The organism is Pseudoalteromonas sp. M58 (assembly GCF_042604605.1).
Taxonomy (GTDB): domain Bacteria; phylum Pseudomonadota; class Gammaproteobacteria; order Enterobacterales; family Alteromonadaceae; genus Pseudoalteromonas; species Pseudoalteromonas tetraodonis.
The window spans coordinates 2,779,389-2,793,332 of the sequence record NZ_CP152390.1 but is presented as its reverse complement, the minus strand read 5'-3'; the positions used below and the strand labels follow the sequence as shown (position 1 = coordinate 2,793,332).

At 40.7% G+C, this 13,944-nt stretch carries 15 protein-coding genes; 3 read left to right on the top strand and 12 right to left on the bottom strand.

Annotated features, from left to right (window positions below; all coding sequences use genetic code 11):
* Nucleotides 1–35: 35 nt before the first annotated feature.
* The 6 genes from hemW to AAGD16_RS12875 are packed head-to-tail and all read right to left on the bottom strand — an operon-like array spanning nt 36 to nt 4,385.
* Complete coding sequence (hemW, locus tag AAGD16_RS12900) at nt 36–1,172, bottom strand: radical SAM family heme chaperone HemW (protein WP_024600826.1); 1,137 nt, start codon at nt 1,170–1,172, stop codon at nt 36–38.
* Nucleotides 1,169–1,768, bottom strand: a complete 600-nt coding sequence (locus AAGD16_RS12895; RefSeq protein WP_024600825.1) for an XTP/dITP diphosphatase — start codon at nt 1,766–1,768, stop codon at nt 1,169–1,171. Before AAGD16_RS12895 ends, hemW begins: the two co-directional genes overlap by 4 nt.
* A gap of 2 nt (nt 1,769–1,770) precedes the next feature.
* Nucleotides 1,771–2,214: a DUF4426 domain-containing protein gene (locus AAGD16_RS12890; protein ID WP_024600824.1), complete on the bottom strand. Its 444-nt coding sequence runs from the start codon at nt 2,212–2,214 to the stop codon at nt 1,771–1,773.
* A 58-nt stretch (nt 2,215–2,272) separates the two neighbouring features.
* On the bottom strand, nt 2,273–2,806 hold the full coding sequence (locus tag AAGD16_RS12885) for a YggT family protein (RefSeq protein ID WP_024600823.1): 534 nt from the start codon (nt 2,804–2,806) through the stop codon (nt 2,273–2,275).
* Nucleotides 2,807–2,832: 26 nt separating this feature from the next.
* Complete coding sequence (proC, locus tag AAGD16_RS12880; RefSeq protein WP_377112219.1) at nt 2,833–3,654, bottom strand: pyrroline-5-carboxylate reductase; 822 nt, start codon at nt 3,652–3,654, stop codon at nt 2,833–2,835.
* A 17-nt stretch (nt 3,655–3,671) separates the two neighbouring features.
* Entirely contained in the window at nt 3,672–4,385 is a 714-nt protein-coding gene (locus AAGD16_RS12875) for a YggS family pyridoxal phosphate-dependent enzyme (protein WP_024600821.1), read from the bottom strand.
* 2 nt (nt 4,386–4,387) lie between these two features.
* On the opposite strand from AAGD16_RS12875, the gene AAGD16_RS12870 reads away from it, so the two are divergent.
* Nucleotides 4,388–5,428, top strand: a complete 1,041-nt coding sequence (locus AAGD16_RS12870) for a type IV pilus twitching motility protein PilT (protein ID WP_013465851.1) — start codon at nt 4,388–4,390, stop codon at nt 5,426–5,428.
* 9 nt (nt 5,429–5,437) lie between these two features.
* Nucleotides 5,438–6,574 carry a PilT/PilU family type 4a pilus ATPase gene (locus AAGD16_RS12865; protein WP_013465850.1) on the top strand — a complete coding sequence of 379 codons (1,137 nt, stop codon included), beginning with the start codon at nt 5,438–5,440 and terminating at the stop codon, nt 6,572–6,574.
* 56 nt (nt 6,575–6,630) lie between these two features.
* On the opposite strand, the gene ruvX is transcribed toward AAGD16_RS12865, so the two are convergent.
* The 6 genes from ruvX to AAGD16_RS12835 form a co-directional block, all read right to left on the bottom strand.
* The gene (gene ruvX / locus AAGD16_RS12860) at nt 6,631–7,080 is read right to left on the bottom strand and encodes a Holliday junction resolvase RuvX (protein ID WP_377112214.1); all 450 of its coding nucleotides are present in this window, start codon (nt 7,078–7,080) and stop codon (nt 6,631–6,633) included.
* 17 nt (nt 7,081–7,097) lie between these two features.
* On the bottom strand, nt 7,098–7,655 hold the full coding sequence (locus AAGD16_RS12855) for a YqgE/AlgH family protein (protein ID WP_013465848.1): 558 nt from the start codon (nt 7,653–7,655) through the stop codon (nt 7,098–7,100).
* A gap of 135 nt (nt 7,656–7,790) precedes the next feature.
* Nucleotides 7,791–8,741, bottom strand: coding sequence for a glutathione synthase (gene gshB / locus AAGD16_RS12850; protein WP_013465847.1), 951 nt, complete (start codon nt 8,739–8,741; stop codon nt 7,791–7,793).
* A gap of 66 nt (nt 8,742–8,807) precedes the next feature.
* Nucleotides 8,808–9,542: a 16S rRNA (uracil(1498)-N(3))-methyltransferase gene (gene rsmE, locus AAGD16_RS12845; RefSeq protein WP_273001729.1), complete on the bottom strand. Its 735-nt coding sequence runs from the start codon at nt 9,540–9,542 to the stop codon at nt 8,808–8,810.
* A 70-nt stretch (nt 9,543–9,612) separates the two neighbouring features.
* Nucleotides 9,613–10,086 (bottom strand): hypothetical protein, encoded by a 474-nt coding sequence (locus tag AAGD16_RS12840; protein ID WP_013465845.1) that lies wholly within the window; start codon nt 10,084–10,086, stop codon nt 9,613–9,615.
* Between the two features lie 77 nt (nt 10,087–10,163).
* A complete protein-coding gene (locus AAGD16_RS12835; protein ID WP_013465844.1) occupies nt 10,164–11,057 on the bottom strand; it encodes a hypothetical protein in 894 nt (297 codons plus the stop codon).
* Between the two features lie 78 nt (nt 11,058–11,135).
* On the opposite strand from AAGD16_RS12835, the gene glnE reads away from it, so the two are divergent.
* Nucleotides 11,136–13,931, top strand: a complete 2,796-nt coding sequence (gene glnE, locus AAGD16_RS12830; RefSeq protein WP_377112208.1) for a bifunctional [glutamate--ammonia ligase]-adenylyl-L-tyrosine phosphorylase/[glutamate--ammonia-ligase] adenylyltransferase — start codon at nt 11,136–11,138, stop codon at nt 13,929–13,931.
* Nucleotides 13,932–13,944 lie beyond the last annotated feature (13 nt).

The following is a 13,944-nucleotide window of genomic DNA, read 5'->3' as shown; positions in this document are numbered from 1 at the left end:
GTTTCCCTTTTGTTGTTAGAAACCTATTATTGTCACTAAACAAATAACGCAAGTAGATCATTTAAAAAACGTTGCCCTTGGAGTGTAACGTGCCAGTGGCTGTCTGTTTTTGTTAGTAAACCGGCATTAATGGCTTTATCTAGTGCATGCTGTTGGCTTTGCAGTGGTTGCTGCGTCAGCGCATTAAAATCATTTATAGGGCATGGCTCTATTAAACGAAAGCGATTCATAAAAAATTCAAACGCTAAGTCGTCTTGCTCTACTTGCCAGCTTTTGTACAAGTAGGGTTTAATAATATCCATATAGCCCCGAGGGTGTTTTACCTTTTCAGTGCGTGTTATCACCCCCGTTTTCGCATCAGTAACCTTACCATGAGCGCCGCAGCCAATGCCAAGATAATCGCCAAACCGCCAATAATTCAAGTTATGTTGGCATTGATAGCCTGGTTTTGCATACCCTGATATTTCATATTGCTGATAGCCAGCTTGTGCTAATAATGCTTGGCCTTGCTCTTGAATATCCCATAAGGTTTCATCTTGTGGCAAAGTCGGCGGTTTTGAAGCAAATTGCGTATTTGGCTCAATGGTGAGCTGATACCAAGAAATATGCGGTGGATTGAGCGCAATAATTTGTTTTAAATCACTCAGTGCATCATCAAGAGACTGCCCTGGTAAGCCATGCATTAAGTCAAGGTTAAAGCTATTTAACCCTGCTTCACTGGCTTGCTGTGCAGCATAACTGGCTTCATCGGCACCATGAATTCGACCTAGGGCTTTTAACTTATCGTTCTGCATGCTTTGCACGCCGATAGAGATACGGTTAATGCCTGCTTTTACATAATCTTTAAAACGGCCCGTTTCGACTGTGCCGGGATTTGCTTCAAGGGTTATTTCACAGTTATCGCTTAAGCCAATTAGGCTATCTACTTCCTTGAGTAAACGGGTGTATGCCGCGCCGGTTAATAGACTTGGTGTGCCGCCACCTATAAAAATACTGTGAATTTTACGCTCTTGTACTAAGTGTAAATCAGCTTTTAAATCGTCGATTAAATGCTGTACATACTCAGCTTCAGGGATGTCACCTTTTTGCCCGTGGCTATTAAAATCGCAGTACGGGCATTTTTGCACGCACCATGGCACATGCACATATAAACTAAGTGGAGGAAGGTTCACAGGCCGCCTTTGTGTTGTAGCTCTTGCAGTAACATTTTAAGTGCTTGCCCACGATGACTCAGTGCATTTTTTTGCGCTTTTGTCAGCTCTGCACTGGTGCAATTTTCTGATGGCACAAAAAAGATAGGATCGTAGCCAAAGCCACCTTCACCGTGTTGGCTAAGGGTAATTTCGCCCTCCCAGCTAGCACTGCAAATAAGTGGGGTAGGGTCGTCGGCGTGACGCATCAGTACCAATACACACCAAAAACGAGCACGGCGGTTAGGGTTATCGCCTAAATCAGCCAGTAATTTATCGATATTATCTTGATCACTTGCGCCTTTACCTGCAAAGCGGGCAGAGTAAACGCCGGGTGCGCCATTTAAGCTATCAACTTCTAATCCCGAATCATCAGCAATAGCCGGTAATCCAGTTATTTTAGCTGCATGACGCGCCTTAATTATCGCGTTTTCTACAAACGTGGTGCCTGTTTCGGCCACTTCGCTCACGTTAAAGTCGCTTTGTGGTACTACATTAATATTAAGCGAGCTGAGCATGTTAGCCAGCTCATTTACTTTGCCGGGATTGCCGGTTGCAAGTACTAAGGTGTTGGTCATATTTAATCTACGTAAAATTTTTGCTGAAACTTTAATGTTTGGAACTGGTTACCTTGTTGGATTTCAATTTCAAAACGTAAAATTTCTTCGTTGGTGTAATCTACTTGTGCTAGGTAATAAACAGAATCGCCTTCAACCACTTCTTTAAAGTTGAGGCTTTGTTTATTGCCTAATAAATTTCTAGCGGTGCCTTGTAATGTCGCTTTTTGCGCTGTTTTATCAGTATCATTTTTTAAGATGGAAATATTAACAATACCTTTGAAGCCACTGCGTTCCAGGCCATACGTTTTGGCTATTTGTGGCTGAATAAACGTTGATGGAAAGGCTATGTAATGAACTTGCCAAGGGCCTAGTTCTTTATACTGGGCGCCTTGTTCTTGTGCGCTGTGTGCATTAAATGCTAAGGCGAGACAAGCAATAAAACAAAACTTTATTAAACGTTGCATGGTTAACTCCTGAGTATGTAAAAAAGAGGCACTAGGCCTCTTTTATATTACGTTATGCTTAAGCTAAAAGGTCCATTAGCAGCATTTGTAAAAACTGAATGCCGATGATTAGTACCAGTACCGATAAATCTAATCCCCCTAATGGCGGTAAAATTTTACGGATGGGCTTTAACATTGGCTCAGTAAGCTGATGGAATACCGCTTCAATTGGGTTATAGCCTTGGCTTACCCAGCTTAAAATAGCGCGGATGATTAATACCCAAAAGACTAAATTTAAACCTTCTTTTAAAACAGTTATTAGCGCTTGTATAAGCACAGGCTGAATAGCCCAAGAGCTATAAATAAGCCACATTAGGGTACTTATTTTTGCCGCAGCCACTATAAATGCCAGCAACAAAGAGGCTAAATCAAGCCCGCCTAGCCCTGGAATGACTTTTCGCAGCGGGTTAACTGCAAACGAAGTGGCTTTGACCACAAATTGGCTCATAGGGTTGTAAAAGTCGGCTTTTGCCCACTGTAGCCAAAAACGCAGTAGTACCACCATTAAAAATAGATCAAACAAGGTGCTAATTAAAAATTGCATGGCATTCATAGTATAACCTTCAATAAAAAATGGTTTTAAAGTTCTTGTTCCATTTGCACTGCACGCGCAATACACGCATCCATTGCATCGCCTACGGTTTTAGTTAAACCTTGTGCTTTTAAATGCTCAACGGCTGCATGCGTGGTACCGCCTTTTGATGTCACATTTGAACGTAATTGTGAAATGCTAATATCAGTTTGGCTAAGTGCCATTTCAGCTGCGCCAAGGGCGGTTTGCTGCACTAAGCGGCGTGCGTCTTCATCACTAAACCCAAGCGCTTTGGCTTTTTCTTCAATGGCTTCCATAAATAAGAAAAAGTAAGCCGGTGAAGAGCCGGTAACAGCAATCACGTCGTTAATTTGTGATTCTTGATCTACCCATACAACAATACCTGTACATTCAAATACTTGCTGTACAAACTCATGCTCACTTTGGGTTTCGCCTGCACCATATAAGCCAGATACACCACGGCCAAGTAATGATGGCGTATTTGGCATACAACGTACCATTTTTACATCTTGACCAAGCATTTCACGTAAGCGCTTAACGGTTAAGCCTGCCGCGACTGAGATAAATAATTTATCGCTAAAGTCGACACCTGAATCTTGAAATGATTGGCATAAATCGCCCATCATTTGTGGTTTAACAGACAAAACAATGACATCGGCATCGCGCATAGCTTCGTTATTGTCACTGGTGGTTTGCACTTTGAAATCGGCAGCTACCTTAGCTAGTTTTTCTTGGTTGCGGTTAGTCGCAATAATATTATTTGCGTTAAAGCCGTTTTTTACCATGCCACCAATGATGGCGTAGCTCATATTACCTGTGCCTATAAATGCGATTTTTTTATCTGACATATGTCTGTTATCACCTTTTAAGTTCGTGTTCCAAAAATATCTGTGCCGATCCTCACCATGGTTGAACCTGCCGCTATGGCAGCTTCTACATCGTTACTCATCCCCATCGACAACGTATCTATATGAGGATATTGGGTCTGTAGTTTATCAAAGCAAGTTTGTAATTGCTCAAAATATTGAATTTGCGTGTTTGCATCGTCGCTTTTAGCGGGAATAGCCATCAGTCCGCGCAACTGTAAATGGGCACATTGATCTATATATTGCGCCAGCTCAGTGATTTCATTGGGGTGACAACCAGACTTTGCTTCTTCTTCGCTAATATTCACTTGAATAAGTACATTCAGTGGCGGCATTGTCTCAGGGCGTTGACTGTTTAATCGCTTGGCTATTTTAAGTCTGTCTACACTTTGCACCCAAGCAAAATTGGCAGCGACTAAAGCACTTTTATTTGACTGAATAGGGCCAATGAAATGCCAAACAATATCGCTAAATGTGTCTAGTTGCGCTATTTTATCTACAGCCTCTTGAACATAAGATTCACCAAATTGACGTTGCCCTTGCTCATAAGCTGCCATAATATCAGTAGCGGGTTTGGTTTTAGATACTGCAAGTAACGTAATATCGTTACTATTACGTTGTGCTTTGTGCGCTGCCTCTGCAATTCTAGCGTAGGCGGATGTGAGTCGTTCTGCTATTGTAACCATATATTTATCAGTTAGTTGTGGAGTCATAAATGGATATCACCGAATTATTGGCATTTAGTGTGCAACATAAAGCATCAGATTTGCACTTATCATCAGGGGTATCACCTATGATACGTGTTGATGGCGATGTGCGACGTATTAATATACCAGCACTTGGAGATAAAGAAGTCAGCAGTCTGGTTTATGACATTATGAACGATAACCAGCGTAAGGACTATGAACAAAATCTCGAAGTGGATTTTTCTTTTGAAGTCCCTAATTTAGCACGTTTTCGTGTAAATGCCTTTAACTCTAATCGTGGCCCTGCTGCTGTGTTTCGTACTATCCCGAGTGACGTACTCACTCTTGAAGATTTAGGCGCACCTGAAATATTTAAACAAATTTCAGATAACCCACGAGGCCTAGTGTTAGTCACGGGCCCTACAGGTTCAGGTAAGTCGACCACGCTTGCGGCGATGGTCGATTACATTAATCAGACTAAGCATCATCATGTGCTGACCATCGAAGATCCTATCGAATTTGTTCACGATAATAAACTCAGCTTAATTAATCAGCGGGAAGTTCATCGTGATACACATAGCTTTTCTAACGCACTACGCAGCGCACTCCGTGAAGACCCAGATGTTATTTTAGTGGGTGAGTTACGAGATTTAGAAACTATTCGCCTTGCTATGACCGCTGCGGAAACCGGTCACTTGGTGTTTGGTACTTTGCATACGACCTCTGCACCTAAAACCATTGACCGTATTATTGATGTATTCCCTGGCGAAGAAAAAGATATGATCCGCTCTATGCTCTCTGAGTCATTACGTGCAGTTATTTCGCAAACACTGATAAAAAAAGTAGGGGGAGGGCGAGTGGCTGCACATGAAATTATGTTGGCAACGCCTGCTATTCGTAACTTAATCCGTGAAGATAAAATTGCACAAATGTACTCATCAATTCAAACCGGTGCGTCGCAAGGCATGCAAACCATGGATCAATGTTTAACAAGCTTAGTTAACCGTGGCATTATCACTCACTCAGCGGCGTATACAAAAGCGCAAGATAAGACGCAGTTTAGCGCTTAAGGAATTATTATGACTTTATCTTTAAATCACTTTTTACAAATAATGATCGACAAAAAAGGCTCTGATTTATTTGTATCGAGCCAACTTCCTATTAGCGCTAAAATTAACGGCGAGCTAACTCCTCTTAATGACGATAAATTAACAGATGAGCAAGCGCTAGAGTTAGTCGAATCAGCGATGAGTGAAAAACAAAAAGCAGAGTTTCATAACACTAAAGAATGTAACTTTGCGATTGCAACTAGCGAAGGGCGCTTTCGTATTTCGGCTTTTTGGCAACGCGACAGAGCGGGCATGGTTATTCGTCGAATTGTCACTAAAATACCCGATGTTAAAGAGCTTGGATTACCCTCTGCATTGACCGATGTGATTATGTCAAAGCGCGGACTCGTGTTATTTGTAGGTGGTACGGGAACCGGTAAATCAACGTCTTTGGCGGCACTTATTGGTTATAGAAATCGCAATCAACGTGGGCATATTTTAACCATAGAAGATCCGATTGAATTTGTGCATGAACATCAAAAAAGTATTATTACCCAACGTGAAGTGGGTTTAGATACTGAAAGCTTTGAATCGGCACTTAAAAGCTCTTTGCGCCAAGCGCCTGATGTTATTTTAATTGGTGAAATTCGTTCGCAAGAAACCATGGAATATGCGTTGAGCTTTGCAGAAACGGGTCATTTATGTGTTGCCACCTTGCATGCTAACAATGCTAATCAAGCTATTGACCGCATTATGCACTTAGTACCAAAAGAAAAGCACGATAAGCTTAAATATGACTTAGCATTAAATTTACGCGCTATCATTGCTCAGCAACTTATTCCTACCTCTGATGGGGAAGGGCGTGTTGCTGCCATTGAGGTATTACTTAATACGCCAATGGTCAGTGAGCTAATTAAAAACGGTAATATTGGTGGCATTAAAGAAACCATGGCTAAATCAACAGAGATGGGCATGCAAACCTTTGACCAAGCGCTGTTTGAGCTTTACAGACAGCAACGTATTAATTATGCCGATGCGCTGCATCATGCGGATTCGCCAAATGACTTACGCTTGATGATTAAACTACGTAATAACGAGCAACAAGGCGCAGGCTTCTTACAAGGTGTGACCATTGATGGCCTTGATGACAAAGGCAATATGACTTAGTCTTAACCCACATAAAAAAAGCGCCTTAGGCGCTTTTTTTATGTGGGTTAAGTTCTTTATTCACCATAACTGGCTTTAAAAAAGCTCTCTAGAATGATCACCGCAGACATATTATCTACGTTACCTTTACCTAAATTTTTATAGCCACCACGTTCAAATAACCGTGCTTTAGCATCAGCGGTAGTTAAGCGTTCATCTTGAGTATGAACTGCAATGCCGTAATGGTTGTGCAAACGATTAGCAAATTTTTTAGCTTTAAAGGTAACCTCTTGTGAGGTGCCATCCATGTTTAGCGGTAACCCGACAACCATTAAATCGGGTTGCCATTCTTTTACTTGCACAGCAATGTCATCCCAATTAGGGATGCCATCTTGGGCTTTCACCGCCTTTAAGCTGGTCGCACTGCCAGTGAGCTCTTGACCAATAGCAATACCAATACTCTTGGTACCAAAGTCAAATCCCATAACGGTGCGCTCACCCTGCGGCTTTACTGTTTTTTTAGTCATGTATATCTTTTATGTTATTAAGCATGTCCGGCTTCGGGGCTTAATTGGCCAATATCAAAACCAAGCATAGAGACTGCCATTTCCCAGCGTTTTTCTACTGGAGTATCAAAAATTATTTTAGGATCGGCTTTAATGATCAGCCAGCTATTGTCTAATAGCTCTTGCTCTAATTGGCCTTGTTCCCAACCGGAGTAGCCTAAAGTAATAATAAATTGCTCGGGTGCTTGGGCTGTGGTTAACGTGGCTAACACATCTTTTGAGGTGGTGATCATAATATCACTGCTCAACTTTTGGCTTGCCGAGTACCCAGGTTTAGGTGAATGTAGCACAAAGCCACGGTCTGTTTTTACCGGCCCGCCAGCAAACACAGTCACTTGCGCGGCATGTTGAGATTTATCGTTATCAATATCAATTTTGTCGAGTAACTCACCTACGGTGACATCAATCGGCTGATTGATCACCAATCCCATAGCGCCTTCTTCGTTGTGTTCACAAATATAAGTGACGGCACGTTTAAAAAAAGGGTCTTGCATTGATGGCATTGCGATTAAAAAGTGATTTTCTAATGACTGCATAAGTTTTACCCTTTTAGTTATTGAATCTTGAGTATGGCATAGTCCCATGTTTTAACACTAAAAATTTATTCGAGTTTTCAGCGATGACACGATAAGCGTCATCGCTTTATATCTTTGAACTGATTCAGTGATAATTTATTTATTAAGCTTTTTCTCTATGGCGTCAAATAAAATGCCGGTAATTGAAATATCGTAAGCGGCTTCAATTTCTTTTACGCAGGTTGGCGCTGTTACGTTAATCTCAGTTAACTTATCACCAATAATATCTAAACCTACAAATATTAAGCCTTTTTCTTTCAAAGTAGGGGCGACCGCCTTTGCAATTTTAAGATCTGATTCGCTAATAGGGCGGGCTTCACCACGACCGCCTGCGGCTAAATTACCGCGTGTTTCGCCATTTTGTGGAATACGCGCTAAGCAATAAGGAATCACTTCACCATCAACAACCAATACGCGCTTATCGCCTTGAGTGATCTCTGGGATATAATTTTGCGCCATGGCAAAGCGGCTACCATGCTCGGTTAAGGTTTCGCATATTACGCCTATATTAGCATCATCGGCTTTTACTCTAAAAATAGAGGCGCCACCCATGCCATCAAGCGGTTTTAAAATAATATCTTTATGCTGGGCTAAAAACTCACGGATTTGTTTTTGGCTGCGTGTTACTAATGTATCTGGCGTGTGTTCACTAAACCAAGCTGTAAAGAGTTTTTCATTGGCGTCGCGCAAGCTTTGTGGTTTATTAATCACTAATGTACCTGCTTGCTCTGCACGCTCTAAAATATACGTTGCGTAAATATATTCAGTATCAAAAGGCGGATCTTTACGCATTAAAATAACGTCTAAATCAGCCAGTGCTATGGTTTCTTTTTCTTCAAGTTGGTACCACTTTTGAGCGTTATCAAAAACTTGAGCTTTGGCTGCAGTGGCGTAGGCATTGCCTTGACGCAGCGATAAATCATCCATTTCCATGTAGTAAATTTCGTAGCCACGGGTTTGTGCTTGCATCATCATTGCAAAACCGGTGTCTTTTTTAATATTAAATCCACTAATAGGATCTGAAATAATACCTAACTTAATTGCCATGCGCTGTGCCTTAATTTATGTGTTTTTTACAACTGTAATCTTGATATGTGGGTGCTTTTAGTTATTTCAATTAGCTAAATCGCCAAATTGTAATTGCAGTGCACTTAAAACGGTTAACGCTGCTGTTTCTGTGCGAAGTACTCGCGGACCTAAGCGAATATCTACAAATTCTTGTTGTTTAGTTTGCGCCATTTCATCATCGGTAAATCCCCCTTCAGGGCCCACTAAAAATCGCACGCCACCATCAGGAACAGTAATGGTTTTAATGCTGTGCTCGGCGCGCGGGTGTAAGGTTAATTTAATTGCATCGGTTTGCTGTTCAAGCCAGTGTTTTAAATCTACGGGAGGATTAATGATTGGTACAAAGTTACGCCCAGACTGCTCTGCAGCAGCAATGGCTATTTTTTGCCATTGCTGGTGTTTTTTTTCTAGGCGGTCGCCACTGAGTTTTACGCCGCATCGCTGGCTAAAAATAGGTGTTATTTCAGTGATCCCTAATTCAACCGACTTCTGAATGGTAAAATCCATTTTATCACCACGGGATACACACTGGCCTAAATGAATCTTTAATGGCGATTCAACGTCATGAGGATTAAATTCAAGGGGCATAACAACAACGGTTTTTTTGCTCACTTCAATAATTTCACTGAGAAATTCACCCCCTTCACCATTAAAAATAGAAACCTGCTCGCCCACTTTCATTCGTAGCACACGACCTACATGGCCTGCAGCGTCATCGTCAAGATTTAAAGGGGTGTTGAGAGCAATCGGTGATGATTGATAAATATGGGGCACTCGCATGGCAAATCACTTTTTTACATAGAAGTTATATCTCTCTATGGTAAGTAAGCAAAGGCTTGGGTGCAATTATTTATTTTTCATATTCGGGGGTTAAAAGCTCTGTTAACTCTTGTGCAGTTTGAGCTATGTCGGTATCACACGATAAATGGTTTGAATGGCATTCATCTTTTATGGGCTTAATTTCATACCCTTGATCTGTTTGAATAACCATATAGCGTTTTTCATGCAGTGAATTATAAATAAAGCGCTGTGTATCATCGGCGAGCAAGTAATCTGTTTGGTTAAACAGTACCCCCTGAATATTGTGGTGTTCGTGTAGGTAGCTGGCCAGCTCAGAAATGCTTATTTCGTTTTCAATATCGCAATAGCAATAATCTTTAACGAGTTCATCAAACATCATTTTAACCAGCTTTTGGGTGTTAGCCCCGGCAATAACGATGTCTTTTTTAGCTGGATCATTTGAGTTTATATAGTGTTTAATAAATGAATGGCTAAACTCGTTGTCTATATCAATTAAGAGATAACTCGCTGTTTTTATTTCCATATGCCTAAAGTCCCTGTTAATTTACCAGACTATTAAATAGGGACGTTTAGTAACGGCTTAATTTAACCAGTTTGGTACTAAATTGAAAACATACTTATAAGTAAGTAACCAATAGCACAAAATACAGCAAATTCAATACACGCAATACCAATATTATCTTGATGATCAACTTCAAGTGCGGTGTCGATATTAGGCATTGAAATAATTTTTATAATATACGTTAAACAGTATAGTAACAGCCACATCACACCGCAATGCATTACCAAGGTAAATAAGTTTTCTACCATTTTACCATTTTGAAAGGCCGCACTAGATAAACCAGCATACGCCGCAAGTGCTAATCCAATTGACTTACCCGCATAGCGAATACCAATAGAGGTATTTTCTAAGCCAAAATTACTTTGCAATGAGGCGCCTTGATTTGCTTTAGCAAAGCGGTATTCACGTATTTTACTGTCCAAAGCAAACATTCCTTGCAACACAAAAAAGCTTACTGAGGCAATTAATAAATTACTAAACCCCTGAGTATGTGTCCATGTATATAAACCCAGCGCTAAAATACAATTGGCAATAAGCATCCCCGAGTCAACCAGCGCAGCACAGACGTTTTGCTTTAGTATTGCGGCTTCTTCATTAAAGCGGCGTAATATCCATTTACGATGGATTAAATGCCCCATTTTAATAAATGAAAAGAGCAGCACAATTAACAAAATCACTTTTAATGGGTTTGATTGTGCGGTGCTAATACTAATTTCATCAAATAAAAACGCCATGGTGGCTATAACAACAGATATTTCAGAGGCAAAACTAATCCCCATTGCAAAGTTATCATGTTGCGCCAATTCTTCTTTAAGTGCTTGTTTTGCTTTTATTTGAGTAACAATTCTTAAACTGATGATGATGACACAAATAACCACAAAACTAATAGCAATCGCAACTAAACTAGTGTTAGATAATGACAAATATGACATGGTGTTCCTAAATAGATTTACCTTGATAGGTTTTTAACCATTCTAGTATGGTTATTGGTGAGATAAAAGAGGGTATTGATGAGTAACGACACGCAGCTTCCTATTGAATTACAAAAACTCGGTGAAACACGCTTTGCCGCGCTGTACCCAGAGCAACAAAACCAGCAGCAGATAATACGGCTATTGGCGTTAAGTGATTTTGCTTGGCGCAGCTTAAGCTCTCAACCTGCGCTACTGTCTTGGTTACTGTGTGAACACGAAATTAAAAATAGAGAAATTTTAGACCCTTTTACACAGCTAGATATAACTAAAATAGAAGAGAGTGAGTGCCATAAGTTACTGCGCCAATACCGAGAAAAATACTGGTTAAAGGTGGCTTTTTTAGATTTATGCTGCAAAAACCCGATTGAAAATAGTATTAAATATATTAGTGAACTTGCTAATAAACTGATCGACAGTGCTAATCAATGGGCCTATAAAAATGTCGCTAAAACCAATGGTGAGCCATTGGATGAGCACAACAACCCGTTACCGTTAATGGTATTAGGAATGGGTAAACTAGGTGGACAAGAACTCAATTATTCATCTGATATCGATCTTATTTTTGCATATCCTCGCAATGTTAAAACCCAAGGTGGGCGTCGCTCGCTTGAAGCATCTGTCTTTTATACTAAAGTTGCCCAAAAGCTAATTACAGCACTTAATCAATGTACGGTCGATGGCCAAGTTTTTCGCGTAGATATGCGTTTGCGACCATTTGGGGAAAGTGGTCCGTTGGTAATGAGCTTTAATGCCATTGAAGATTACTACCAAGAGCAAGGGCGTGATTGGGAGCGCTACGCGATGTTAAAAGGGCGCTTAATTGGCACGCCTAACATTTATTGGCAGGAGTTTAATACGTTATTAAAGCCTTTTGTGTATCGCCGTTATATTGATTTTTCGGTTATTGAGTCGCTAAGAAAAATGAAGCTTATGATTGCCCAAGAGGTGCGTCGTAAGCGCTTAACCAATAATATTAAGTTAGGTGGTGGTGGCATTCGCGAAGTGGAGTTTATCGTTCAGGCTTTGCAAATGGTGCGAGGTGGCAGAGAGGCAAACTTACAAACGCAATCTTTATTAATTGCATTAAAAGAGTTAACACTAAGCCAAGTTATTGATGAGCTTGAAGCTAAAGATTTAAAAAGCAATTACTTATACTTACGCAAAGTAGAGCAATACCTACAAATATTTGATGATCAACAAACACAAACACTGCCCGATGATGAGCTAAATCAACAGCGACTCAATGTGTTGCTCGCTCAGGCAGATTTTGCGGCAACGCTTGTGAAAATAGAACATGTGATGAGCCAAATACATAACGAATTTACACAGGTTATAGGCGAAGAAACTGAACCACTTGATACCTGTGAAGGGGCGTTTATTAGTGCTTGGGATCACGGCGATGTTAGCTTTTTAAATGAGCCCAGAGATGAGTGGCAAACACCATTATACGACTTTAAACAACGACTTTCTAAAGCTAAAGTCGGCAATCGTGGGCGCGATATTCTTGATAAATTAATGCCGGCATTACTTAAACAGTTAAACGACTTTAATGCCAGTGCTAGCGCCTTTGCAACGGTATGCCAAATATTAAATAAAATTATTTCGCGCACCGCTTATCTAGAGTTGCTGTATGAAAATCCAGGAACGCTAAAACAATTGGTTTTACTTTGTTGCCACAGTAAATGGATTGGCGAGCATATTTCATTATACCCCATTTTGCTCGATGAACTTATCGACCCAGCTGTGCTTTACAAGCCAACCCCATTAACTGCGTATAAAGATGAAATAAGACAGTATTTTTTACGTATTGAACATGACGATTTAGAGCAGCAAATGGAAGCGCTGCGCCAGTTTAAGCAAACCCATCAATTACGCATTGCCGCAGCTGATGCGACGGGCGTTATTGATGTAATGAAAGTAAGCGATCACTTAACAGCATTGGCTGAAGCGATAGTCGATCAGGCTGTAAATATTGCGTGGTACCACTGCGTAAAACGCTTTGGTATGCCACCTAACACCGATGATGAAAACAAGGGGTTTGCGGTTATTGCGTATGGTAAAACTGGCGGTTTTGAGGTGGGTTATGACTCGGATCTCGATTTAGTCTTTGTGCATAACCATGATGGTACAAGCTACACCAATGGTGATAAAGCGATTGACTCAAGGCAGTTTTATTTAAAACTCGCACAACGATTAATGCATTTATTTAATACCCGTACCGCCTCAGGTATTTTATATGAGTTAGATACTCGTCTGCGTCCAGAAGGTGCATCAGGGCTATTAGCTATTAATCTAGAAAGCTTTAATCATTATCAGCAAACGCAAGCATGGACATGGGAGCACCAAGCGCTGGTTAGAGCGAGGCTGATTTTAGGCCAAGCTGAATTAGTAACACGATTTGCACAAATTCGCGCCGAGATATTGTGCCAACAACGTGATGAAGATACTTTAAAAGCAGACGTGATTAAAATGCGCGAAAAAATGCGTGGCCATTTGGCTAAAGGCAATGCGCAGCAATTTGACTTAAAACAAGATGTAGGTGCCATGACCGATATTGAGTTTATAACGCAATACTTGGTATTAAAACATGCCCATGAGTTTACCCACTTATGCGATAATTCTGACAATGTGAGAATTTTAACTGATGCGGCTAAAATTGGCTGTATCAGCGATATTCAAAAAAAGCAGCTTATTCAAGCGTATATAGACTATCGCTCACGCTATCATGTGTTGAGCTTAGACCAGCAAGGTCGCTGCGTTAAACGCGAAGAGTTTAGTGAAAATATCAATAATGTTAGCACGATTTGGAAGGCAATATTTGGGCTAGATTGAGCAATTTAATGTT

Excerpts from the sequence above, each read along its gene's own strand:
- AAGD16_RS12885 (WP_024600823.1), bottom strand. The coding sequence starts at position 2,806 with ATGAATGCCATGCAATTTTTAATTAGCACCTTGTTTGATCTATTTTTA.
- AAGD16_RS12865 (WP_013465850.1), top strand. The coding sequence starts at position 5,438 with ATGACTTTATCTTTAAATCACTTTTTACAAATAATGATCGACAAAAAA.
- AAGD16_RS12890 (WP_024600824.1), bottom strand. The coding sequence starts at position 2,214 with ATGCAACGTTTAATAAAGTTTTGTTTTATTGCTTGTCTCGCCTTAGCA.
- ruvX (WP_377112214.1), bottom strand. The coding sequence starts at position 7,080 with ATGACTAAAAAAACAGTAAAGCCGCAGGGTGAGCGCACCGTTATGGGA.
- AAGD16_RS12875 (WP_024600821.1), bottom strand. The coding sequence starts at position 4,385 with ATGACTCCACAACTAACTGATAAATATATGGTTACAATAGCAGAACGA.
- AAGD16_RS12855 (WP_013465848.1), bottom strand. The coding sequence starts at position 7,655 with ATGCAGTCATTAGAAAATCACTTTTTAATCGCAATGCCATCAATGCAA.
- rsmE (WP_273001729.1), bottom strand. The coding sequence starts at position 9,542 with ATGCGAGTGCCCCATATTTATCAATCATCACCGATTGCTCTCAACACC.
- gshB (WP_013465847.1), bottom strand. The coding sequence starts at position 8,741 with ATGGCAATTAAGTTAGGTATTATTTCAGATCCTATTAGTGGATTTAAT.
- AAGD16_RS12840 (WP_013465845.1), bottom strand. The coding sequence starts at position 10,086 with ATGGAAATAAAAACAGCGAGTTATCTCTTAATTGATATAGACAACGAG.
- AAGD16_RS12895 (WP_024600825.1), bottom strand. The coding sequence starts at position 1,768 with ATGACCAACACCTTAGTACTTGCAACCGGCAATCCCGGCAAAGTAAAT.
- AAGD16_RS12870 (WP_013465851.1), top strand. The coding sequence starts at position 4,388 with ATGGATATCACCGAATTATTGGCATTTAGTGTGCAACATAAAGCATCA.
- AAGD16_RS12835 (WP_013465844.1), bottom strand. The coding sequence starts at position 11,057 with ATGTCATATTTGTCATTATCTAACACTAGTTTAGTTGCGATTGCTATT.
- glnE (WP_377112208.1), top strand. The coding sequence starts at position 11,136 with ATGAGTAACGACACGCAGCTTCCTATTGAATTACAAAAACTCGGTGAA.
- proC (WP_377112219.1), bottom strand. The coding sequence starts at position 3,654 with ATGTCAGATAAAAAAATCGCATTTATAGGCACAGGTAATATGAGCTAC.